The organism is Methylocystis bryophila (genome assembly GCF_027925445.1).
GTDB classification, from domain to species: Bacteria; Pseudomonadota; Alphaproteobacteria; order Rhizobiales; family Beijerinckiaceae; genus Methylocystis; species Methylocystis bryophila.
The window spans coordinates 3,449,549-3,470,221 of the sequence record NZ_AP027149.1; the positions used below are offsets into that span (position 1 = coordinate 3,449,549).

A 20,673-nucleotide genomic window follows, 5' to 3' on the forward strand; every position below is an offset into this window, starting at 1 on the left:
GAGAGGTCTTTCGGGGGCAGTCGCGGCGCCAGGCGCCGCGCAGGGGACACAGGCCGGAGATCAGGCTCCGGCCGCTTCTCACTTCTTCTTGTCGTCGACCTTGGTCTTTTCGTCGGGCTTTTGCGTCCCCGCCGCCGGCGGCTGCGGCGCGTCGGCGCGCTCGATCTGGGCGGTCTGCTTCAGGCGCTCCAGCAAGGAGCGGCGCGCCGTCTCGGAGAGATAGCGTGAGATGTCCCCCTGCAGCTCCTGTTGCGACGGGAACTTTCTCGGGCGCTTCTCGACCAGCTTGATCACGTGCCAGCCGACCTGAGTTTTCACCGGATCGGAAACCTGGCCGGGGGAGAGCTTGACCACCTGCTCGGCAAATTCCGGCAACCACTCCTCCTTCACGCGCCAACCGAGGTCGCCGTTCTTCGCGCCGGGATCTTTCGACACTTCCGCCGCGACCTTGCCGAAGTCCTCGCCCGCCTTGATGCGCTTCAGCGCTTCCTTGGCCTGGTCCTCCGTCGAGACGACGAGGTGCAGGGCGTGATACTCATCCACCGGCTTGTAGTCCTTCGCCGCGTCCTCATAAGTCTTCTTGACCGCCGCGTCGGTGATCGCTTCCTTGCTGAGCTTGCCGAGCATCGCCTGCATCAAAGCCATGTCGCGCAGATAGGCGAGGCGCTTCATGAAGTCGGGGGTTTCGGCAAGCTTTTCCGCCTGCGCCTCCTGGACGAGAAGCTGCTGCGAGACGAGAAACTCGATCAGCGCGGACTCCCGCGCCTTGGGATCGACCTGGCGAGAGAAGTTCGATCCAATATATTCGTCGGCGAGCTTCAAGTCCTCGTCGGTGATCTCGACGCCGTTGACCTTCGCGAGAACCTTGGCCGAGGCGTCCGGGGCGGCAGCCAGACAAAGGCCAAGAGCGAAGATCGTAAACGCGAAGCGAGGAAGCAGCGCGTTCCAGCCAGACTCTGTCATAGGGGTCTCCGAATCATCCGAGCGTGAAGCACGCGACTGATCGCTGCGCCACCATCGTTCGCGGCGCGCTACGCGGGGCGTAACTACGCCCCAAGAAGCGCTCTGACAAGTCGCTGCTTCTCCATCTACGAGAGAGGGATGGTCTCAGCTCGCGAGCAGAAAACGCTCGGCCTGCGCGAGATCGACGGAGACAAGCTGCGAGACGCCGCGCTCGGCCTGCGTCACGCCGAAGAGCCGGTCCATCCGCGCCATGGTGATCGGGTTATGCGTGATCGCGACGAAGCGCGTGTCGGTCTTCTTGCGCATCTCGTCGAGAAGGTCGCAGAAACGTTCGACATTGTAATCGTCGAGGGGCGCATCGACCTCATCCAGGACGCATATCGGCGAGGGATTGGTGAGGAACACGGCAAAGATCAGCGACATCGCGGTCAGCGCCTGCTCGCCGCCCGAAAGCAGGCTCATCGCCGCGGGTTTCTTTCCCGGCGGACGGGCGAAGATTTCGAGCCCGGCCTCGAGCGGATCTTCGCTCTCGACGAGCGCCAATTCCGCCGTTCCGCCGTCGAAGAGCAGCGTGAACAGCTCCTTGAAATGCGCGTTGACCCTGTCGAAGGCTGCGAGCAGCCGTTCGCGCCCCTCCTTGTTGAGGCTCGCGATCGCGGCGCGCAATTTCTTGATCGCTTCGGAGAGGTCGTCACGCTCGGCGCACATTTTCGACTGCTGCGCCTCGATCGCCGCGAGTTCGTCGTCTGCACGCAGATTGACGGCGCCGAGCCGCTCGCGATCGGCGCGCAGCGTCTCGAGCTTGCGTTCGACCACGTCCGCCGGCGGCAAATCCTCGCCCGGCGAGACGCCCGCAAGAGAGACGAGCGCTTCCGGCGTCGCCTCCAGCTCATGCGCAATAGCGTGGGCCACATCGGCGGCGCGCTGCCGCGCAGCTTCAAGTTGCGCTTCGCTGCGGGCCTTTTCCTCTCGCGCGGCGCTCAGCGCGTCGAGCGCGGCGCGAGCGGCCCTGTCGCCCTCGGCGAGCCGCGTCTCGCCCTGCACGCGCGCATCGGAAGCCGCGCGCCGCGCAGCCTCGGCCTCCTCGACGCCGTTGCGCAGGGCGCGGCGCTGGCGCTCGAACTCGATCGGCGCCTCGGCAAGCTCTTCCTGCTCCTGGCGCGCCGCATGCAGACGCTCCTCGATCTCGCCGATACGATCCTGCGCATGGTCGCGCCTTTGCGACCAGGAAGCGCTCTCGCGCTGAATCGCCGCCTGACGGCTGGCCCGCATAGAGGCTTCATGCGCAAAAGCTGTCAACGCGGCGCGCGCCTCGCCCGCCTGTGCGCGCTCGGCCTGCGCCCGCGCCCGCAAGCTTTCGAGCGCGCCAGCGAGGAAGGCCGGCTCCTCCAAGGCCTCGAGCGCGGCTTGCGCCGCAGCGCGTTTCTGCGCCGCCTCGTCGCGGTTCTCGATGGTCTGCGTCTTCGCGGCCTCGAGCGCCGACAGACGCTGGCCGATCTGCGCCTGGCGCCGCTCGGCCGCCGCGTGGCGATCGCGCGTTTCGTCGAGGCGCGATCGCGTCCTGCGCTGCTCTTCGCGCGCGTCGCTCTCGGCCTGCTGCGCCTCGCGCATGCTTTCGCGCGCGGCCTCCGCCTCCTCGGCCGCCGCATCCGCCAGATAGCGGGCCTCTTCGGCCTCCTGGCGCAGCTCGGAAAGGCGGTTCTTCTCGACAAGGCGACGCGCCGCGGCCGTCGGCGCCTCGGCCGCCTGGGTGAAACCATCCCAGCGCCAAAGATCTCCCTCTTTCGAGACGAGCCTTTGTCCGGGCTTCAAGAGCGCGCGCAGCCGCGAGCCTTCCTCGCGGGCGACCACACCGATCTGCTGCAAGCGCCGCTGCATCGCCGCCGGGGCTTGCACGACTCCGCTCAAGGGCTTCGCGCCCGCCGGCAGAGACGCGTCGTTCGCCGCGTCCGTCAGCGCCCAATGCGCAGGCGCTTCCGGGTCGGAGGAAGCATCGAGATCGTCGCCGAGCGCCGCGCCAAGCGCGGTCTCATAACCCTTCGCGACGACGATCTCCTCGACAACCGGCGTCCAGGGATCGCCTGAGCCGGCGTTGAGAAGCTTCTCCAACGTGCGCGACTCGGTGTCGAGCCGCTGCGCGCGCGCTTCCGCCGCAGCGAGCGGCGCGCGCGAAGCGGCTTCCATCTCGCGCGCTTCCTGGTGACGCGCCGCAGCCAATTCCGCGGCTTCGTCCGCAGCCTGCGCCGTTTCGGTCGCCAGCTCCAGGCTCGCTTCGAGCCGCGCCAGATCGTCTGCGCCGCCGCCTTCCGAAGCGATCAGCGCGAATTCCGTGTTGAGCCGCGTGAGCTCCGCCTCGAAACGGGCGATGCGGCGGCCCTCCTCCTCGATCGTCGCCTGAAAGCTTCTCGCGCGCGCGTTGACGGATGCGAGGCTGTCTTGCGCCTCATGCAGCTCGTCTTCGGTCGCCGCGAGCGTCGCTTCGATCTCGACGAGGCGCGCCCTCGCCGCTTCCTCGCGCTCGCGGCAGTCTCCTTCCGCCTCGATGAGCTCGCCGCGCTCCTCCTCGAGGCGTTGCGCCACCTCCGCCGCGTCTTGGATCAGCGAGCGCTCGCGCTCGAGGTCGCGGCCAAACTGCTCAATGCGCCGCGTCAATTCGCCTACGCGCTCCTGGGCGCGCTTCTCCTCGACGTCGAGCGCGTCGCGCGCAACGATGAGCCGGTGCAGCGCTGCGCCCGCTTCCGCCTCCTTGTCGCGAAGGGAGGGCAGCTCATGCGCGGCGAGCGCCTGCTCGCGCGCCGCCGCCGCCTGCTCGATCATCCGCTCGTTGACGATCGTCGTGTCGGCGGCGAATTTGCGCTCGGCCTCGGCGAGCCGCGCGGTCGCGGCGCGGTGCCCGATGAGGGCCGCGAGGGCCTCGTTCTGGCGGATCTGCGCGGCGACAGCGCGATAGCGCGACGCTCCCCTCGCCTGTCGACGCAGGCTCTCGACCTGGCTGTCGACCTGCTTCAGCACGTCTTCGAGCCGCAACAGATTTTCGGAAGCCCCCTGCAGGCGCAGCTCCGCCTCGTGACGACGCGAGTGCAGGCCCGCAATGCCGGCCGCCTCCTCCAGCACGCGGCGGCGGGCCTGCGGTTTCGCCCCGATGATCTCGCCGATCTGCCCCTGGCGAACCAGCGCCGGCGATCGCGCGCCGGTCGAGGCGTCGGCAAAAAGCAGCTGCACGTCCTTGGCGCGCACCTCGCGGCCATTGACGCGATAGACCGAGCCCTGCTCGCGCTCGATACGGCGCGTGACCTCGAGCGTGTCCTCATCGTTGAAGGCGGCGGGCGCGCTCCGTTGGCTGTTGTCGAGGACGAGGCCGACCTCGGCGACATTGCGCGCCGGCCGGGAGCCGCCGCCGGCGAAGATCACGTCGTCCATGCCGGTGGCGCGCATGTTCTTGAACGAATTCTCGCCCATGACCCAACGCAGCGCTTCCACGAGATTGGACTTGCCGCAGCCGTTCGGCCCGACGACGCCCGTGAGGCCGGGCTCGATCAGGAACTCGGTGTGCTCGCAGAAGCTCTTGAACCCGAGCAGGCGCAGCCGCAGAAAGTGCATGACCCATGAGCGCCACAAAATAGGGGCGATTGCAAGGTTTTGGGGCCAATATGTTGTGGGTAGGAGCTCTTGCTGCCCGAGAAACAGTCAGTACGGGAGGCCTCGGGGCGACAGCGCGGCGGCGGCGGCCGTCATCGCGAGCGTAGTGGAGCCCTCCCGAACGCTGCCAATCGCCCGTCATCGCGAGCGAAGCGATCCCGCGGCCTCGCGCGCCTCCTGGCTTGCTTGGTCGCTCCGCGCCTCGCAGCGACGACTGCAGGAAGCCTCACCCGCCGCGCAGCGCCTTGAGGACTTTCAGCCCAGCGCGGCCGTCGGGCGTAAGGCCGAGCCGCTGCTGGACGTCGGCGATGGCTTCCTTCGTCTTCGTGCCGATCACGCCGTCCGGCTCGCCGAGCTGATAGCCGTTGCGAATGAGCAGCGTCTGCAGCTCCTTTCGCTCCTCGCGCGAGAGGCCGGGATCGTCCGTCGGCCAGGGCGTCTGGATGCCCGGCAGTCCCCGCAGCCGATCTGCAAGCACGCAGATCGCCAGCGCGTAGGATTCGGCCGCATTGTAAGAGAAGATAGCGTCGAAGTTCTTGGTCACGAGAAAGGCCGGGCCTTCACGGCCAGCCGGCAGCAGGAGCGCCGCGCGCGGGCCGCCGCCGAGCGGCGAGCCGTCGAGCCTGGTGATCCCGCGCGAGGCCCAGGCGGACATCGCCTGGCGATGCGTGCGGCCCGAAGGGCCCGCGTAATTCTGTGGCAGCTTCACCTCGAAGCCCCAGGGCAAATGATGCTCGAAACCGTTCTTGGCCAGATAATTCGCGGTGCTCCCGAAGGCGTCGGCGGGATCGCTCACGACGTTCTTTCTGCCGTCGCCGTCGAGATCGACCGCCTTCGAGAGAAAGGTCGTGGGCATGAATTGCGTATGCCCGAAGGCGCCGGCCCAGGAGCCGTAAAATTCCTCGGCCGCGACGTCGCCATTATCGACGATCTTCAGCGCAGCCATCAGCTCTTTTCTGAAGTAGTCGGCGCGGCGCGGCGCGGCGCAGGCGAGCGTGGCGAGCGACTGGATGACGGGGCGCTTGCCGAAGCCTTTGCCGAAATCCGACTCGACGCCCCAGACCGCGACGATATAGGGCGCGTCGACGCCAAAGCGGCTCTCCGCAGCATGCAGCCAATGCGCGTGCTTGTGCAAGAGCGCGCGGCCCTCCTCGACGCGGTCCTCGTCGACGAGGCCGGCCATGTAGTCCCAAATCGGCGTCGTGAATTCCGGCTGCTTGTCGGTGAAGCTCACGGCGTCATTGGGCTCGAGAGAGCCGAGCGCGCTCTGAATCGTCTCACGCGAGACTCCCGCCTCGGCCGCGCTCTGCCGGATCCCCGCAAGACAGGAGGCCCAGTCCGCCTGCGCCGGAGCGCAGAACGCAAGGAGCGCGGCGAGCGAAACGAGACACAGGTGATTCGCTTTCATGGGCCCGATGCTAGCCGCTTGCGTTCCTTACGCAAGCTTGGGCGCAAGCAGCTTCCCGCCCAGCCCAGCCTCCCTGTCATGTTGGATCCGCACTTTTGAAGGCGTTCAAGGCGACGGCAAGAACGACCGTGGCCGGCACCGCCAGCGCCACGCCCATAGAGCCAAAGAGCGTGCCGAAGGCGAGCATGCAGAAAAGCAGCACGGCAGGCGGCACGCTCAGCGACCGGCTCTGCAGGAAGGGCGTGATCAGATAGCCTTCGAGGAAGCTCGCGCCGCCGACGGCGAGCGCGGCCAGGGCGGCTGTCCCCAGCCCATGCGGGAGCGCGACGAGGGCCGTCACCACAATTGCGATGATCGACCCGAAATAGGGAATGAAGGCCAGAGCGCCGCTGATCGAGGCGAGAGCCAAGGCTGCCGGGACCCCAAAAGCCCACAAAGCCACCCCGGCGAAGACAGCGTTCATCAGCACCACGTAAACCTGGATGACGAGCCATTGCCGCAGCGAGGCGGCCGAGCCGTCGAGGAACCGCGCAATCTGAGCCCGCCGCGCGGCCGGCGCGAAGGCGGTCAGGCCCGAGACATGGGTGTCGGGATCGGCGGCAAGATAGGCGGCGCCGATGATGGCGAATACCGCGAAAGCGAGGGCGCTGCCGAAAGAGGTCAAAATCGCCGCGATATGCATCGCGACGGGGCCAGTCGCCTTGGAGAAATCGACGCCCGCAATCAGCTTCTCGACGAATTCGCCCCAGGGGTGCGCCTCGACGGACCCTTCGATCATGGCGATGGCGGTCGGAACGTCTATGGCGATCTCATCATATTGCTTCAGGAGATCGCCGCCAAAGAGCGAGAAGGCGAGCGCGACGACCCCGGCGAGCCCGAGCGCGACGAGGGCCAGGGAGATCCCGATCGACAGGCCGAAGCGTTTTGAAAGGCTCTCGCCCGCGCCCCGCCACCCGACCGCCAGCAGGATCGTCGCGAAGACCGTGGGAATGAGATCCTTGAGATGCCAGAGGATCCAGAGCAAAGCCGCCGCGACCGCCGCAACGCCGGCGACGACGATCGCCCGATAGACAAAGCTCTCCGACCCTGAGTCCTGGGTGTTGAAGTTGAATCTCATGGCGCGCCCTGTTTCGCTCTTGTCGCTGTCTCCGGAACGCTCGGCGGCGGGCCGGCGATCCACGCCTATACAGACAAAACATGTCGCATAGATTTCTCCTCGATCCAAAAAACGCCGGAAATCCGGGAGAAGCTAGTGGTTTGGAAATCAAGGACGCACTCGTGACCCCGAGAAGCAAGCTTCTGCTAGCCGCCGTGACGGCGCTTTTCATCGCCCCTTCTGCGGGTCTCGCCGAGGAAGCGTCGCCGCCGCCACCCGAGAAGAAAGCCGGCCCGATCGCGGCGCGGCGTAAGCACGCCCAAACCTCCGCCTCAAAGCCTGTCGCCCAAAAGCCTGCGGAAGCGTCCGATTGTCCGCGCGCCCATTATAAGGGCGACCCCGTCTGCTTCGGCGCGGAGGACGACGCCGCGCTTCCCCTGCCCTCGCGGGCTTCAGGCGAAGCGGCGCCAAAGCGCGTCGAGGACGTGACGCTCACCGCGAAGCCGCGCCTCAACCAGCCCGTGGAAAGCCCGAACTATTTCAATAATCCTAATCCGCGTCCGAGCACCAATGATGTCGGCGGCGGGGTCGGCGTCGGCTTTCATTTCTGAGTTCTTTTAGAGACTTCGCCCGAGAGGGCGCTTTGCGGCTGATTTCTACAGCCTCGCGTCGCAAATCTCCCCCTTCACGCCGAAGGCCGAGGGCCATTCCGCTACGGCAGCGCCCCTACAGGCTTCCGTCAAGTCGACCTTCTCCAAATAGGTGAACTGCACGGAGTCGATCCTATTGCCGCCTTCGAGGATCAGCGCAGGATAGTAGGCGGTTGGAAAAAAGCCGATCTCTTCGAGAAGACGATGCAGATCCGCCTCGCCCGACCTGACATCGACCACCAACGAGAACACGGCGCCGATTCCAGCCTTTGCAATCTCGATGACATGCCTCAGCAACGTCTCCAGGACTTGACCGTCGCACCCCCTGAGATCAGCGATCTTGACGCGTCGATCACGAGCGTCCTGGTCCAAGATGGCGTAGCCGACCGCCTGCTCGCCGCGCGAAGCGACAAGAAACTTCCTCTCAAATCGACAAGATCGCGCTAGGATTCCGCGCATGCGGTTAAGGACGATGAAACCGGTTCTCTGCAAGCCGAGACGCTGCAGAACGTCAACGATTTTAGACTCGTCATACGTAGCTTCCGCGACATGGACGGCATGGCTCTCATCGCAAAAACCCGCCTCCAATGCAGGGGTTTCCTTGTTCTGAACGAGCGGTCTCGCGCCTTGGATTTGCTCCAACACCACCGCTGACAGCCTCTGCACGGCTACAGAGCTCGCCGTCGGCGGCGCCCAGAGCTCCAAGGCCCTCGAAGACAGTTTGCCGGTCAACAGCATGGATTCGTAGCCAGCCGGCGTGAGATGGGCTGCAGGCTCAAACCCCAGCGCGATGAACCCGCACCGCCTCGCCACCTTCCATCCGCCCGAATGCGCTGTCCGCGTTTCGGCAAGGATGAACAGGGATCCTTCGCGCGCGAGGCAACCATCCAATTGGGCGAAGAGTTGCGCGCCATAACCGCGATAGCGAAACCGCTCTTTGATCACTAATCCGAAGACCTCGGCGATTTTGTCCTCGGGCGCGCCGACATTCAATACGGCCCCACAGGCGCCGATGATCGCGCCGTCCAGTTCCGCGACAAGCCACAGGACGCCGCCGCCCTGGATCATGCCCTTTACTTCCCCCGGCGTAAGGAGTTGCGGATAGGGATAAAAATCGCTGGCGTCACCCCCGCTGACGGGCCGGTAGGCTTCCTGGTAAAGTTCGCTGATCGCCGCGGCGTCCTCACAGGACGCCGATCTATACGTCGCAGTTGCGGCTGTCGTGCTCAGCTTGATCGTCAGGGTTTCTTCTCCGCCCAAATCGTTGCGCAATTGCCGTAGTGCGAATCCTGAACGCCCTTCACGTAGAAGCAGTTTGCTGAAAGAATCTCTGCTATGTCTTCGACGAATAAGCGCTTGCCTCGTTTTGCCGGGTCTATTTTCTTGTTGATTTGTCCGACGCGCTTCCAGTGCGTCTCCAATTTTTCGAATAAGCCCTTTTCTCTCAGAGAGGCTTCAGCTGAAGCCAACAGCTGGATGATGTCGAACCTGCGCCTTGGCTCGGTTATCACCATGACCCCGCCTCGTCTCAGCACGCGCATCGCTTCGTTGAGCGCCGCGATCGGATCGCCCATGTCGAAGAGCGCGAGAAGAATATTCACGCCGTCGAAAGAACAATCCTTGAACATGCCCAAATCTTTAGCGTCGCCCTGTAGAATTTCCGCTTTTTCGGCTTCTTTCGGCGCAAGCTTCGCTCTGAGCCTTTCCAGCATGGCCCGGCTCACGTCGATCGCCGTCACCCGGCAACCGGCGCTCAGCAGCGCTGCCGTGACGCTTCCCGTGCCGGCGCCGATATCGAGAACCCGTTGAACGCCGTCCTGGGACAGGGCGCAGATATGCCGATTGACCACTTCGAGATAATAATCGAGTCGTGGCAGGACGCTATCATAGCTCAGCGCATAAGCTTCCCAAAGCAGATTTTGCTGATGCTCACGTCGTAATTCATCATTGAACAATTGCATGTCAGCAAGCTCTGTGATTTCTCCATAAACAGTGATTTCAAATAAATCTTCTACAGAAGCGCTCGGGAGCTTGACGATTGTGAAGCGCAGCCCACTTTTTCCAAATTTTTCCGACTGGACTTCCCTCTCTAGGCGCCCAACAAAGACTTCCTCCGCGCTCTCTTCACGAATTCTGCTTGCGATCAAGCCATCCGCGCCGTAAATCGCTTGCGGACTGCCGCCAAAAAGGAGGTCAGTCGCGGGGTTCGCCTCCAAGAGTCGCCCCGCTGCGTCGAGCTTGAAGATTGGAAAATATGCGTAGTACTCGCTCGCGGACAACAAGGCCTTCATGAGATCAGACTCCTTTAAGGCCGTCGCCGCCAGCGATATGCGTCTAACTCAGGCTTAATTGCTTGTCGCATTTGAGAGTGCACGTAAAATAATGTTTTGCGCTATCCATTGTCGTAGCGGTCGTCACATCCAGATAAACAACCCTAAGCCGCAGAACATTTGTAGCAGGAGAGAATTGATATCTGACAATAATAGGCAGGAACGCTCTACCCGCAAGCTTGCTATGTTTTTCGAAAACAATCGGAATTGTCGCATAGGGATATTCAACATCACTGACATTTCCCATGCTGAGAATGAGACTTCCAATAAGGCTGTTTTGCTCCTCCATGAACGGCCTGCGCTGATAATCCGGCATTTTCATGGTAAGATGCTGTATGACGTCGTTTAGCAATTTCCCTTTGACTCTCTTCATTTCAAAAAACGCTTCGATCTGCGGCGATCCCTCAATATATTTTGAAGCGGCTGGATCACCCAACTTAAGATCAATGGTTGCGTTTGGATAAAGATAATTCCATTGTTTGTCGATTACAGCGTCCTTGATCCGGTCTTTTATCGTGCGAACCGTTGCCGCAATATCATCGTCCTTGCCCGGAACCTCGGGTATCTCAACAACTCTTTTGTCCTGAATATCGAAAGGCAATTCATACTTCTTGCCGTCGGCCGTCATATCCTTGAGCGCGATATAGGGGGCGTCGTGCCGTAGACCCAATTCATACATGACGTTCGGGTTCCAGCCGAGCTTCGGCGAGCCAAGATATACGAGGACGATGGGGTCGCTTTGGAGAGCGTCGATCATCTCGGGCGTAATTTCTCCGCCGCGCATCATGTCGGCCCGCACCGCTCGAAAAGAGGCGGCCTCGCAGGCCGGCTTGACATATGTCTTGAAAACATAATCGGCGCGCTCGCGAACCGGGCTTTGCGCGTCGCCGATTGGGGATATGATGAAACAACGCTGCGCATCCTCTTGGAGGCGCTGATGCACGAGGTCTTTCCCAACCTGGGTCGCGGCCCGGTAAAGGTCCTGATGGCGCGGGTCCAGCGCGTCATAGATATCAGGCGTAATATATGTGTCGATGGGATATTCGGAAGACGGCTGCTTTTGCTCTATCTTGTCAAGCATAGCGATCGCCCGCGCGACCATTATTCCGTCATTGCTGCTCGCTGAACAACTTATCACTACGATATTGAGATGGAAATCTGTTTGATCCTTCGCATTCTCCGTGCTTTTGTAGGCGAAGCTTATGAGCTGCTCGGCGGCTTCATAGCTGTCAAACAGGCACGCCGCCTTATTAAGATCAATTGCGGAAAGGGGCAATTTGGGTTCAAACGAGGCGAACAGCGTCTCGAGCGATGCGGGCGGCCCCGCTGCCGCCGGCTGACTATCCTTGTGCGTCAACCCCAAGGCCATCACGAGCTGCTTCGTCATGGGCAGCCTCCCGGAAAATGACTTCGTCTCATATTTCGATGCCAGGAACTCTATCTCCGATGCGTCACTCTGGCAAGGAAGCGTCCCCTCTGGCGAGGGCGATACCGTTTGAGCGGAAAGCGCGCTAAATGTCGTCCATGGGCATCGACTCCAACTGCGAAGCCGCCGGAGGACGCGGACTGACGCCGGCGCGGCGGCGCGCGCTCGCGATACTGAAGGAAGCCAGCCGCCCCATCGGCGCCTATGAGATGATCGAGCTCATGGCGGACGAAACGGGCAAGCGGCCCGCGCCCATTTCCGTTTACCGCGCGCTCGCCTATCTCCTCGATCACGGCCTCGCGCATCGGCTTGCTTCGCAAAACGCCTTCGTCGTCTGCGGGCATGCGCATGGCGCCGAGGAGCCCGTGCTCTTCCTGATTTGCGAGCGCTGCGGCGAAGTGAAGGAGGCGACCTCACCCGCGCTGTCGAAATCGCTCGCCGCGTTGGCGACGGAAGCGGGATTCGCGCCCAGAAGCCGAGTGATCGAGATCGCCGGCTGCTGTCAGCGTTGCGCTTCCGAATGAAGCCGCTTCTCTCGACGCTCGTCGCGGCCGCCGCCGCGTTCACTTCCCCTATGGCCGCGGCTGCTGAGCCGTCGAGCGCGGGAGCGAACCCCAACGCTCTCCTCTCTCGGGTCGAGACGCTCGCGCTGATCGAGACGCTCAACGCCGAGCTGCTCGCGGCAAAGAGCGCGACGTCGACGCTTGAGACATGGTGCGCGGATCATCATATGGCCGTGGCGCCGAAGATCGTCGCAAAGCGCGTCGCGGGCGCTGAGAAGCCCGCGAGCGCGGAGACGCGCCGCCGCCTTTCGGTGAGCGAGGGCGAAACCGTGAAATACCGCCATGTCCAGCTCCTCTGCGGCGCGCATGTCCTGTCGGAAGCTGACAATTGGTACGTGCCGGGCCGTCTCACGCAGGAGATGAACCGCCTGCTCGAAGACACTGAGACGCCCTTCGGCAAGGCCGTCGCGCCGCTTCATCCCTATCGGCGAACCTTTGAAGCGAAGCAGCTTTGGTCGCCACTGCCTTCGGGGTGGGAGATGGCGCCGCGTGTGAAGGAGGAGGACGCCGCGGTCGCGCCGCCCCACGTCCTTTTCGAGCATCGCGCGCTGCTCTACGGAGAGGACCAGCGCCCCTTCTCCGAAGTCGACGAGACCTATACGAGCGGCGTGCTCGAGTTCGATCGGGCGAGGTGATGCGCAAAAGGAATGCGAAGCGCGTCTCCGCCTAAATCTGTTCAGGCTGGAAATTTCCGGCGCCGATAGCTATGAGACGCCTTACAGCTCATGGCGGCGAGCATGGCGAGCGGTCGATCTTTGTCAAGGATGCAAGCCATAGGGCGTCCCCGCGGACGCCCGTCAAATATGACGGGCTATGGCTCGCACCGCTCCGCGGCGGCGCAAAGCGCCGTCCTTGACAAAGATCGAGCCGTCTCGCCGACAATGCTCAGCCAAGAGATTTAAGGCGTGCTGTGAGCTTTCGGTCGCGCATCAGCGACCGCATAGGACTCTTGTGCGCCTCCCGTGATTCTCCGGAAGTGAACCAATGCACGACGCAAATCTCTCGCAAACGCCCGTCGCCACGTCCCGACCCGACGCCATCGACTTCTTCCGCGCCTGGGACACCTATGCGAAAGTCGTCGCCGCCAATTACATGTTCCATCGCGAGCTCGGACAGGCTGTGCGTGACGCCCTGCGCCGGCGTTTCGAGGGGCGCGCTTTTTCTCTGCTCGACCTTGGTTGCGGCGACGCCTCGGCCATGGCGCCGCTGCTCGATGGCCTCCGCCTGAAAAGTTACAAGGGCGTGGATCTCGCGCCGCCCGCGCTGGCGCTGGCGAAGCGAAACCTTGCTCCTCTCGATTGCCCCGTGGAGCTCGTGGAGGCGGACTTCATGAGCGCCTTGCGTGACTCCAACCCGCAGGACGCCATCTATTCGAGCTTCGCGCAGCATCATCTGACGAGCGAAGGCAAGGCGGAGTTCTTCGCGCTCGCAGCCAAACGGCTCAATCCCGGCGGCCTGCTCATTCTCGTCGACGTGACGCGCGAGGAAAGCGAAAGCCACGACGACTACATGCGCAATTATCCCGCCTGGCTGCGCAAGACGATGACGAGCCTCTCGACCCAAGAGCACGATCAGATCTGCGATCACCTCACGCGGAACGACTTTCCCGAGACCGCTTCGACGCTGCGCGCCCAGGCGGAGCGCGCCGGCCTTAGCGCGCTGGAAGGTCTTGTCCCGCACAAATGGCACCGCCTGCTGCTCTTCGCCCCGGCATGAGTCTCGCGGCGGAACGAGCCTCATTCGCGGGTCTTCCCGAGGCGCTTCAAACCCGCTGGACCGCGCATTCGCGCGCGCTGCTCGACTCCTATCGCGCGCGCGTCGGCAGGGAGCTGATCGCGCGCGGCGGCGGCGCGCGAGAGGAAGCCGAGCGGCTGTTTGCCGCGCCCTTCGTCGCGGTCTCGCACGGGGCCGAGGCCGATCCCATCCTCAATTATGGCAATGGAGTCGCGCTGGCGCTCTGGGAAGTCTCGCCGCAGCAATTGATCGCGACGCCCTCGCGGCTCACCGCCGAGGCGGAAGTCCGCGAGGCGCGCGAGCATGTTCTGCAGGAGACGGCGCGCAAGGGCTTCGTCACCGGCTACACGGGCGTGCGCGTGAGCAGAACCGGCCGACGCTTCCGCATTCTCGACGTCACGGTCTGGAACGTGACGGACGCCGATGGGAGCCCCTGCGGACAAGCGGCGACTTTTGCGCACTGGGAGCCGCTCTGACGCTGCAGCAAAAAGCACAGCGGCCGTCATTGCGAGCGAAGCGAAGCAATCCAGAAGTCGCGTCGGGCGACGTTGCTATTGCCCCAGGATCACTGCGCTCACAATGACGGTGGCGGCGTCGGCGCGCAGACGCCGATCGATCACGCGGCGTGCGCGGGCTCCAAGCCACGGAAGATCGCGCAGCGCTTGAACACCTCGAGACTCGGCCCCGTGTTCTTCTGGCGGCAGTATTTCGCGACGAGCTTGGCGAGCCCCTTAATGTCGCGGCCTGTCGCCTCCGGGAATGTCGCGACCAGCGCATCGACCAAGGCGCCGTCGAGCTCCAGACCGAACTGCTCGCCCATCACCGACCAGATGCGCCGCCGCGCCTCGCCATCGGGCGGACTGTATTTGATCAGCGCGATGCAACGGGAGACGATCGCCTCGTCGATATCGTCGACGCGATTGGTGGTGAGGAACAACAGCCCGTTGAAATATTCGAGCACGCGCAGAAAGACGCCGACGACGGCGTTCATCGCAATATTGTCGTCGCGGCGCTTGATATAGACGTCGGCCTCGTCGATCAGCATCACCGCGCCCCAGCGTTGCGCGCGCGTCAATATGTCCTTGAGCGTCGTCTCCATCGTCGCGACATTCAGGCCAAGCTGGCCTGAGTGAACGCGATAGAGCGGACGCTGGATGATCTCGGAATAGACTTCGGCCGTGAGAGTCTTGCCGACGCCGGGCGGCCCCGCGCAGAGCACGGTCGCGCCGCCGGATTTACCGCGCACGATATCGTCCATCAGCACGTCCATCTCGGCGGTCAGAATATCGATGAGATCCGTCTGCTCCTCGGGCAGCACGAGCTTCTGCTTGAGCTCTGGGGCATAGCGATAGGGGCGCATCTCATCGACATGCACCCAGACGTGATGATGCAGATCGAGATGGAACATCAGAATATAGGGATGAACCGGAATCTGCGTGAAGAACCCCGCCGGGATCTTCTCGCGCAATTCATTGATCTCGTCCTCTGCGGCGAAGCGGTTGCTTTTCCCCGCCTTGCGCACGAAATGGCCGAGCACGTCGCCCGGGGCCTCCAGCGTGAGGCTACGCGCCGAAAGCGCCGCTTCGTCGTTGACGAGACGCGCCTCGCCTCCGCTCGCTGAGAGCACGATCACGTCCTTGCGCGACCAGTCGGTGTCGCGATGCGTCGAGTTGGGGTCCTCGGCATGGAAGCCCGTTCCCTTGCCCGAAAATTGCGCGCCATAGCGCCCGCGCCAGTCGAGATAGGTCTCGGCGGCCGCGTCGAAGGCCTCCAACAAGCCCGGAGATTCACGCAAAAATCCCTTGGCTGCAAGAATTTCGCCGACCGTTCTGCCGGCCGCGTCATTGGCCATGATGCGGAGCATGCTGGTTTGCAGCGAGCCCTTCACATTGGCCTTCATCTCGATGATGATCTTGCCGGCTTCGTCATTCGAGGCCGGAACGTAATCGAAGCGCGTCACCACATAGGGAAGCGGCTTCGTTGCGACATTCGCGGCAAACAGCCAGCCGCGCTCGCCGCCCGCGATGATATAGGCGACGACCGCGGGAAAGAGATCCTCGAGATCGGCCGCCTCGAAACGCCGTCCCTCCGAATCGAAGGCGCCGCGTAGCGTCGCGAGCTGTGCGGCGCGCGCGTGCAGCTCGGGTCCGGAACGACGATAGAGATCCTCCAGAAAATCGAACTCCGCGCCGCTGAGGCGCATCAGATCGAGCTCGACGCGATCGCCAAAGCGAAGCTGCGCCTCGAGCCCTGCGCGATCGGGAAATTTGGCGATCAGCGCCTCAACATGCGGCCTGTCAATCTCGATGCGCATCATCGTCCTCGTCTGCTGTCGGGATAGGCGGGAAGCGTCAGCAGCCGCGCGTCCTCGACCGCGCCGCCGACCGTGAAGTGATAGACCGTCTGGAATTGCTGCTCTTCCGGCGCGAGCCCGATGAGCCCGTGAATTTGATCGTCGAAGAAGCAGCCAATGCCGGTTCCGGTGAGCCCCAGCGCCGTCGCCCAGAGGTAAAGCGCCTGGCCGATGAGCCCGGCCTCCCAATGCAGGCGCCGATAGGCGAAGGCGCCCTCCTCGCCGATCGTGCGCTCGAAGTCGGAGATCATCGAGACGGCGAAACAGCCCTTGCCCGCGATCGCCTGCTGACAGGAATAAAGCGAAGCCTCGCGCTCCACGGCGCCGCTCTTGAGACGCCATAAGCGCAAGCCGGCAAGCTCACTGGGCGTCCAGTCGAATTCCCCCATCGCCGCGCGCAGACGCGCCGCGGAGTCGGCGTCGCGTTCGAGAAAATACAGTCCCGGCGCGAGCCCCTCGACGCGATGCACGAAGAGCAGCAGATTTATTCGCGGCGGAAAGGATAAGGCCGGCAGCAAGGGAGCGGCGTCGGGCAGCGTCGCCGCGAGCATTGCGCGGAGAGACTCGAGCGGCGCGACGATCTTGCCGTCCATGCGTTGGGCGCTGCGCCTTCCGCGCACGACGGCGCCGGTCTGCGGCAATGACGCCGTCGTCTGCACCGGGCGCGGCGTCAGGCGGCTGGTCGATGCACCCTGCGCTTTGCGCGTGAGCGCAAGCGCGCGATCGACGGCGGGCCAGGGATCGTGATCCTCGCTCAGGCGATTGGCCTCCCCCCGCCAGTCTCGCGGCAGGGCCAGCAGCGCGGCAAGATCGAGCGGGGGCGGCTCGCCTCCCGCGACATCAATCCACAGGAGCGCGTCGGGATGCTCGACCTCCCAGCGGCGCCAAGCGTCGGGTCGATCGAGACCCAGCAGCGCCGCGACTTCCGCGTCCGTGGGCTCGGTCAGCAGAGAGGCGCGCCAGCCGAGCGTGGCGGCGGCCATGGCGGCGCAGCCGATCGCGTGCCCCGCGTCGAGTTGGCAATAGCGAAAGGCCCGCTCGCCATATTTCCAGGCCTCGCGCCAGGGCACGGCGGAAAGGCCCAGGAGAAAGCCGCCCTTGGGCAGCGCCTGCGGCTGCGCGAAAGTCGCGCGCCTCTCCAGCCCATGCTCCTGCGGCGCATAATGATAGAGCGCCGCCGTGTCGTTCAGGCCGGCGAGGGCGTCGAGGATGGCATAAGCCTCGGTCGGATGCAGATTGCCTGAGGAAGGATTGTTGCGCAGCGCCCAGGTCGCGCCATCCACGCTCTTCCAGGCGGCAAGGCCAAAACCCAGCTCGAAAAACAGGCCCAGCGTCTCGGTCGAAAGCGCTGCGGGCGCGGGCGCCGGCCCCGGAAAGGCCGGGGTCGGTCGATCCAGAAGCAGCGGCAGCTCGGTCAAAGGCGCGCCCTCGAAGCGCCGATAGGGCGAGGGCTGCGAGGTCCAGTCCAGAAAGGCGGGGCCGAGCGCATAACGGGTCGGCCGGTGCTTGGTCCGCCAGTGATAGGCGGCGATATCCTCCGGCAACGCATCGTGATCGATCAGCCGCTCCCGGCCCTCGGCCTCTTGGGCACGGATTTTGTTTGCGGCTGTGTCCATGTCGGTCCCCATTTCCCTGCCGGGGATTCAAAAAGGGCGCCGAGGACGAGAATGACGCAGCCTTTTTCGCTCGAGCCCTTCGCGCACGGCTTTCTGGGGCCGCTCATCGCGCTGAGGTTGCCTGGCCAGCCGCGCCGCCGCCTCACGCTGCAGGAAGCGACGATCCTCTCGCGCGCGCTGGACGCCGTGGCCAAAGGCGCGAGCGCAGAGCGCCTGATTTATATGAGCCCCGTCGCGAGCGATTGCGATTTCGAGGCGCGCGTGGTCTCCTCTTGCCTGGTCGTGGTCATGGAGGGATTCGCCGACGCGAGGCTGAGCTTCGAGGAGGCCATGCAGCTTGCGCAGGCGCTGAAAGAGGCGGCGGACGCCTGGCTACAAGGCGTGACGGCTGAAAAAGAGGGCGGGGACGAATGGCCGACGTGATCTTTTACGAAAAGCCGGGTTGCGGCGGCAATGCGCGGCAGAAGGCGCTCCTCGCCGCGTCTGGCCATCGCGTCGAAGCGCGAAGCCTCCTCACAGAGCCCTGGAACGCCGAGGAGCTCAGGAGCTATTTCGGCGCGCGGCCCGTCGACCAATGGTTCAACCAGGCTTCGCCCCGCATCAAAAGCGGCGAGATTGATCCCGCGCGCTGCACAGAGGCCGAGGCGCTGCGGTTCATGCTCGCAGACCCGCTGCTCATTCGTCGCCCGCTGATGCGCGTCGGAGAACGTCGCGAGGCCGGTTTCGATCAGGCCCTTGTGGAGGCCTGGATCGGCCTCCGGCCGGCCAATGAGAAAGTTTCCGACACGTGCATCCGAGCGGGCCGCGAGGAGACGACGCCGACATGCGATTCCGTTGAGGTCAAAGCTTCGTAAGGCCGCCCTGGGAAGCGCCGCAGCTTTCTTGAGCGTCGCCTTGTCGAGCCTCCATCGACGCCGCTAACGGGATCACGATTTCGGCGGAGAATGCTCCAATCGGAGCGAGCCTTTGACGTTGCTGATCAAGCTGTCAGACAGCTTGTTCAAGAGGCCGGACAGGAGCCCCAACACGCGCACTTCAATGCGCAGCAAATCGTTTTGGACGTCGAGCTGCGCATTGACGGTATGCCCCAGCGCCGAAACCTGCAGATCGGCCGTGTTCCCCGTCCAGTGGACCTCGGTCCGAGCCAATTTGTCGAGATCGGTCCTCAGGCGTTCGATTCCCTTGCTGACCCGCGCCTTTGCGGCCTCTGCCCCGAGCTTGTGCGGCACTGTGACGACGATCGGCTTGTCCATGATTGCGCCTCCGCTGGTGAGCATGTGGGTTCCTCCCGGCCGTTTGGTAAGGGGAGCAGGAGCCTCGACGCGTCGCAGATCCCGCCCCGCTCGCGGCTTCACGCGCCGTCAAAGCGTTCCGGAAACAGCGCCGACGCGCCATCCAGCGCGCCGGTCTCGCGATAAAGCATCGGCTCGGCCTCGGGGTCCAGCAGTCGGCCGTCGATCACCCGCGCCAGCGCCAGCACGTGATCGCCGGCCGGTTGCTCGCTGACGACCCGGCAGTCGAACCAGGCCAGGCAATCCCGCAGCAATGGCGCGCCAGTCCGACCCTCGGTCCAGGCGACGGAGCCCAGCTTGTCGGCGCTGGCCGCTTGGCCGAAATGGGCGGCCAGATGCAACTGGCCCTTCTTCAGCACGTTGACGCTGAAGGCTCCGCTTTGCTGCAGCAGCACATAAGACGAATGTCGCGCATGAATGCTCAAAACGATCAGCAGCGGATCGAAAGACGCCTGCATCACCCAGGCGGCGGTGAAAGCGTTGCGCGCCCCTCCATGCGCTACGCCCACGACGTAGACGCCCTGCGTCAGGCGTTGAAACAGCGTTGCGATAGAGTCGCCCATGATATCTCCCTCCCTCTCGGTCCACCACGGTCGCGAAGCTTGCGCCGTCCCCCATACATGCTCGCCGATTCATTTGGACAAATGTCCAAAACATGCTTCATTTTTGTCGACATTGTTGCAAAGATGACGCCTCTTTCTCATCTATGAAATTGTGATATATAACGGTCATCCAGCTCGCTTTCGCTCCCCTCGACAGCGCGCGCAAATTCCCCCAAATTCCCTCGCACGCATGCAGACGACAGACAGCCCAAAAGGCCCCGAGGCCTTCTTCCAGGAACTGAGGTCCGCCTTCGGCCAGACTCTGACGCATTTCGGAGAGCGGCCGGAGTCGATCGGCGCCCTCTGCTCCATCGCATTCGACGCTTTCGAAACCAATATCGACGCGCAGGCGCAAGATGCGCCGCAGCTTGCATGCCGGGGCGATTGCCCGGCTTGCTGCTGTCTGCGCGTCACCGTCACGGCGCCCGAAGCCTTGCTGCTGGCTCGATTCGTCAGCGTCAACGCGCAGGCTTTCGCCGCGCGCGACGTCGATCTCGTCGCGCGGATCACGGCGGTCGCCTCCTCGGTGGGCTCGCTCGCCGAAACGGAACGCATGGCGGCGGGCCGCTCTTGCGCGATGCTCGAAGCCGGCTTCTGCCTCGCCTATAAGCTGCGCCCCCTCGCCTGCCGGGGCCATGCGAGCTTCGACGCGCAAGCCTGCGCGGCGGCTACCGCCGGCCAAAACGTGGACGTGCCGGTTTCCACCGAGCATATCTTGCTCCGCGGCCTCGTGCAGAGCGCGATGATGGCGGCGATGCACGAAGTCGGTCTCGCGAGTGGACTCTACGAGTTGCACGGCGCGGTCGCACTGGCTTTGACGACGCCCGACGCGCCGCAAATCTGGGCGCGACGCGGAGACCCGCTCGTGAAAGCGAAAGTCGCGGATTTCGACGGACAGGATCCCACTGTCTTCGTCGCTGCGGCGACCGGGCGCTGATCGGCCTCGGCCGACCCTTCTCTCGTTGATCTGGCAGATTTGTTGCTTCGAAACCCTTCGCATT

General features: G+C 63.9%; 19 protein-coding genes. 8 read left to right on the forward strand and 11 right to left on the reverse strand.

Features of this window, described 5'->3' with window-relative positions; translation table 11 throughout:
- Nucleotides 1-78: 78 nt before the first annotated feature.
- The 4 genes from QMG80_RS15925 to QMG80_RS15940 form a co-directional block, all read right to left on the reverse strand.
- Complete coding sequence (locus QMG80_RS15925; protein ID WP_085770079.1) at nucleotides 79-963, reverse strand: peptidylprolyl isomerase; 885 nt, start codon at nucleotides 961-963, stop codon at nucleotides 79-81.
- Nucleotides 964-1,107: 144 nt separating this feature from the next.
- Nucleotides 1,108-4,563, reverse strand: a complete 3,456-nt coding sequence (smc, locus tag QMG80_RS15930) for a chromosome segregation protein SMC (RefSeq protein WP_085770080.1) — start codon at nucleotides 4,561-4,563, stop codon at nucleotides 1,108-1,110.
- Nucleotides 4,564-4,828: 265 nt separating this feature from the next.
- Nucleotides 4,829-6,010 carry a lytic murein transglycosylase gene (locus QMG80_RS15935; RefSeq protein WP_085770081.1) on the reverse strand — a complete coding sequence of 394 codons (1,182 nt, stop codon included), beginning with the start codon at nucleotides 6,008-6,010 and terminating at the stop codon, nucleotides 4,829-4,831.
- A 76-nt stretch (nucleotides 6,011-6,086) separates the two neighbouring features.
- Nucleotides 6,087-7,127 carry an AI-2E family transporter gene (locus QMG80_RS15940; RefSeq protein ID WP_085773430.1) on the reverse strand — a complete coding sequence of 347 codons (1,041 nt, stop codon included), beginning with the start codon at nucleotides 7,125-7,127 and terminating at the stop codon, nucleotides 6,087-6,089.
- A 161-nt stretch (nucleotides 7,128-7,288) separates the two neighbouring features.
- Between QMG80_RS15940 and QMG80_RS15945 the strand changes: the two genes are divergently transcribed.
- Nucleotides 7,289-7,717: a hypothetical protein gene (locus QMG80_RS15945; protein ID WP_158658547.1), complete on the forward strand. Its 429-nt coding sequence runs from the start codon at nucleotides 7,289-7,291 to the stop codon at nucleotides 7,715-7,717.
- A 45-nt stretch (nucleotides 7,718-7,762) separates the two neighbouring features.
- Here the strand turns inward: QMG80_RS15945 and QMG80_RS15950 are convergent, their stop codons facing one another.
- Genes QMG80_RS15950 through QMG80_RS15960 form a run of 3 tightly spaced genes read right to left on the reverse strand, consistent with a single transcriptional unit; the run spans nucleotide 7,763 to nucleotide 11,473 of the window.
- Nucleotides 7,763-9,028, reverse strand: coding sequence for a GNAT family N-acetyltransferase (locus QMG80_RS15950; protein WP_158658548.1), 1,266 nt, complete (start codon nucleotides 9,026-9,028; stop codon nucleotides 7,763-7,765).
- Complete coding sequence (locus tag QMG80_RS15955) at nucleotides 8,995-10,047, reverse strand: methyltransferase domain-containing protein (protein WP_085770084.1); 1,053 nt, start codon at nucleotides 10,045-10,047, stop codon at nucleotides 8,995-8,997. Before QMG80_RS15955 ends, QMG80_RS15950 begins: the two co-directional genes overlap by 34 nt.
- A gap of 43 nt (nucleotides 10,048-10,090) precedes the next feature.
- Nucleotides 10,091-11,473, reverse strand: coding sequence for a hypothetical protein (locus QMG80_RS15960; protein WP_085770085.1), 1,383 nt, complete (start codon nucleotides 11,471-11,473; stop codon nucleotides 10,091-10,093).
- A gap of 128 nt (nucleotides 11,474-11,601) precedes the next feature.
- On the opposite strand from QMG80_RS15960, the gene QMG80_RS15965 reads away from it, so the two are divergent.
- The 4 genes from QMG80_RS15965 (at nucleotide 11,602) to QMG80_RS15980 (ending at nucleotide 14,285) form a co-directional block, all read left to right on the forward strand.
- The gene (locus QMG80_RS15965; protein WP_085770086.1) at nucleotides 11,602-12,036 is read left to right on the forward strand and encodes a Fur family transcriptional regulator; all 435 of its coding nucleotides are present in this window, start codon (nucleotides 11,602-11,604) and stop codon (nucleotides 12,034-12,036) included.
- Nucleotides 12,033-12,710 carry a hypothetical protein gene (locus tag QMG80_RS15970; RefSeq protein ID WP_085770087.1) on the forward strand — a complete coding sequence of 226 codons (678 nt, stop codon included), beginning with the start codon at nucleotides 12,033-12,035 and terminating at the stop codon, nucleotides 12,708-12,710. The genes QMG80_RS15965 and QMG80_RS15970 overlap by 4 nt, the downstream gene beginning before the upstream one ends.
- Nucleotides 12,711-13,059: 349 nt before the next feature.
- Nucleotides 13,060-13,791, forward strand: coding sequence for a class I SAM-dependent methyltransferase (locus QMG80_RS15975; RefSeq protein ID WP_085770088.1), 732 nt, complete (start codon nucleotides 13,060-13,062; stop codon nucleotides 13,789-13,791).
- The gene (locus QMG80_RS15980; protein ID WP_085770089.1) at nucleotides 13,788-14,285 is read left to right on the forward strand and encodes an MEKHLA domain-containing protein; all 498 of its coding nucleotides are present in this window, start codon (nucleotides 13,788-13,790) and stop codon (nucleotides 14,283-14,285) included. Before QMG80_RS15975 ends, QMG80_RS15980 begins: the two co-directional genes overlap by 4 nt.
- Nucleotides 14,286-14,425: 140 nt before the next feature.
- On the opposite strand, the gene QMG80_RS15985 is transcribed toward QMG80_RS15980, so the two are convergent.
- Nucleotides 14,426-16,123, reverse strand: coding sequence for an AAA family ATPase (locus QMG80_RS15985; RefSeq protein WP_085770090.1), 1,698 nt, complete (start codon nucleotides 16,121-16,123; stop codon nucleotides 14,426-14,428).
- Nucleotides 16,123-17,778 (reverse strand): SagB/ThcOx family dehydrogenase, encoded by a 1,656-nt coding sequence (locus QMG80_RS15990; protein WP_085770091.1) that lies wholly within the window; start codon nucleotides 17,776-17,778, stop codon nucleotides 16,123-16,125. Before QMG80_RS15990 ends, QMG80_RS15985 begins: the two co-directional genes overlap by 1 nt.
- 51 nt (nucleotides 17,779-17,829) lie before the next feature.
- On the opposite strand from QMG80_RS15990, the gene QMG80_RS15995 reads away from it, so the two are divergent.
- Together QMG80_RS15995 and QMG80_RS16000 are read left to right on the forward strand one after the other, a co-directional pair.
- On the forward strand, nucleotides 17,830-18,201 hold the full coding sequence (locus tag QMG80_RS15995; protein ID WP_085770092.1) for a hypothetical protein: 372 nt from the start codon (nucleotides 17,830-17,832) through the stop codon (nucleotides 18,199-18,201).
- The gene (locus tag QMG80_RS16000) at nucleotides 18,189-18,632 is read left to right on the forward strand and encodes an ArsC/Spx/MgsR family protein (protein WP_085770093.1); all 444 of its coding nucleotides are present in this window, start codon (nucleotides 18,189-18,191) and stop codon (nucleotides 18,630-18,632) included. The genes QMG80_RS15995 and QMG80_RS16000 overlap by 13 nt, the downstream gene beginning before the upstream one ends.
- Nucleotides 18,633-18,704: 72 nt before the next feature.
- On the opposite strand, the gene QMG80_RS16005 is transcribed toward QMG80_RS16000, so the two are convergent.
- Both QMG80_RS16005 and QMG80_RS16010 read right to left on the reverse strand, forming a co-directional pair.
- Entirely contained in the window at nucleotides 18,705-19,055 is a 351-nt protein-coding gene (locus tag QMG80_RS16005) for a polyhydroxyalkanoic acid system family protein (protein WP_245300026.1), read from the reverse strand.
- A 74-nt stretch (nucleotides 19,056-19,129) separates the two neighbouring features.
- Nucleotides 19,130-19,633: a flavin reductase family protein gene (locus tag QMG80_RS16010; RefSeq protein ID WP_085770094.1), complete on the reverse strand. Its 504-nt coding sequence runs from the start codon at nucleotides 19,631-19,633 to the stop codon at nucleotides 19,130-19,132.
- Between the two features lie 229 nt (nucleotides 19,634-19,862).
- Between QMG80_RS16010 and QMG80_RS16015 the strand changes: the two genes are divergently transcribed.
- On the forward strand, nucleotides 19,863-20,609 hold the full coding sequence (locus tag QMG80_RS16015; RefSeq protein WP_085770095.1) for a hypothetical protein: 747 nt from the start codon (nucleotides 19,863-19,865) through the stop codon (nucleotides 20,607-20,609).
- The last annotated feature ends 64 nt before the right edge of the window (nucleotides 20,610-20,673 follow it).

Excerpts from the sequence above, each read along its gene's own strand:
- QMG80_RS15925 (WP_085770079.1), bottom strand. The coding sequence starts at position 963 with ATGACAGAGTCTGGCTGGAACGCGCTGCTTCCTCGCTTCGCGTTTACG.
- smc (WP_085770080.1), bottom strand. The coding sequence starts at position 4,563 with ATGCACTTTCTGCGGCTGCGCCTGCTCGGGTTCAAGAGCTTCTGCGAG.
- QMG80_RS15935 (WP_085770081.1), bottom strand. The coding sequence starts at position 6,010 with ATGAAAGCGAATCACCTGTGTCTCGTTTCGCTCGCCGCGCTCCTTGCG.
- QMG80_RS15940 (WP_085773430.1), bottom strand. The coding sequence starts at position 7,127 with ATGAGATTCAACTTCAACACCCAGGACTCAGGGTCGGAGAGCTTTGTC.
- QMG80_RS15955 (WP_085770084.1), bottom strand. The coding sequence starts at position 10,047 with ATGAAGGCCTTGTTGTCCGCGAGCGAGTACTACGCATATTTTCCAATC.
- QMG80_RS15960 (WP_085770085.1), bottom strand. The coding sequence starts at position 11,473 with ATGACGAAGCAGCTCGTGATGGCCTTGGGGTTGACGCACAAGGATAGT.
- QMG80_RS15965 (WP_085770086.1), top strand. The coding sequence starts at position 11,602 with ATGTCGTCCATGGGCATCGACTCCAACTGCGAAGCCGCCGGAGGACGC.
- QMG80_RS15970 (WP_085770087.1), top strand. The coding sequence starts at position 12,033 with ATGAAGCCGCTTCTCTCGACGCTCGTCGCGGCCGCCGCCGCGTTCACT.
- QMG80_RS15975 (WP_085770088.1), top strand. The coding sequence starts at position 13,060 with ATGCACGACGCAAATCTCTCGCAAACGCCCGTCGCCACGTCCCGACCC.
- QMG80_RS15980 (WP_085770089.1), top strand. The coding sequence starts at position 13,788 with ATGAGTCTCGCGGCGGAACGAGCCTCATTCGCGGGTCTTCCCGAGGCG.
- QMG80_RS15985 (WP_085770090.1), bottom strand. The coding sequence starts at position 16,123 with ATGCGCATCGAGATTGACAGGCCGCATGTTGAGGCGCTGATCGCCAAA.
- QMG80_RS15990 (WP_085770091.1), bottom strand. The coding sequence starts at position 17,778 with ATGGACACAGCCGCAAACAAAATCCGTGCCCAAGAGGCCGAGGGCCGG.
- QMG80_RS15995 (WP_085770092.1), top strand. The coding sequence starts at position 17,830 with ATGACGCAGCCTTTTTCGCTCGAGCCCTTCGCGCACGGCTTTCTGGGG.
- QMG80_RS16000 (WP_085770093.1), top strand. The coding sequence starts at position 18,189 with ATGGCCGACGTGATCTTTTACGAAAAGCCGGGTTGCGGCGGCAATGCG.
- QMG80_RS16005 (WP_245300026.1), bottom strand. The coding sequence starts at position 19,055 with ATGCTCACCAGCGGAGGCGCAATCATGGACAAGCCGATCGTCGTCACA.
- QMG80_RS16010 (WP_085770094.1), bottom strand. The coding sequence starts at position 19,633 with ATGGGCGACTCTATCGCAACGCTGTTTCAACGCCTGACGCAGGGCGTC.
- QMG80_RS16015 (WP_085770095.1), top strand. The coding sequence starts at position 19,863 with ATGCAGACGACAGACAGCCCAAAAGGCCCCGAGGCCTTCTTCCAGGAA.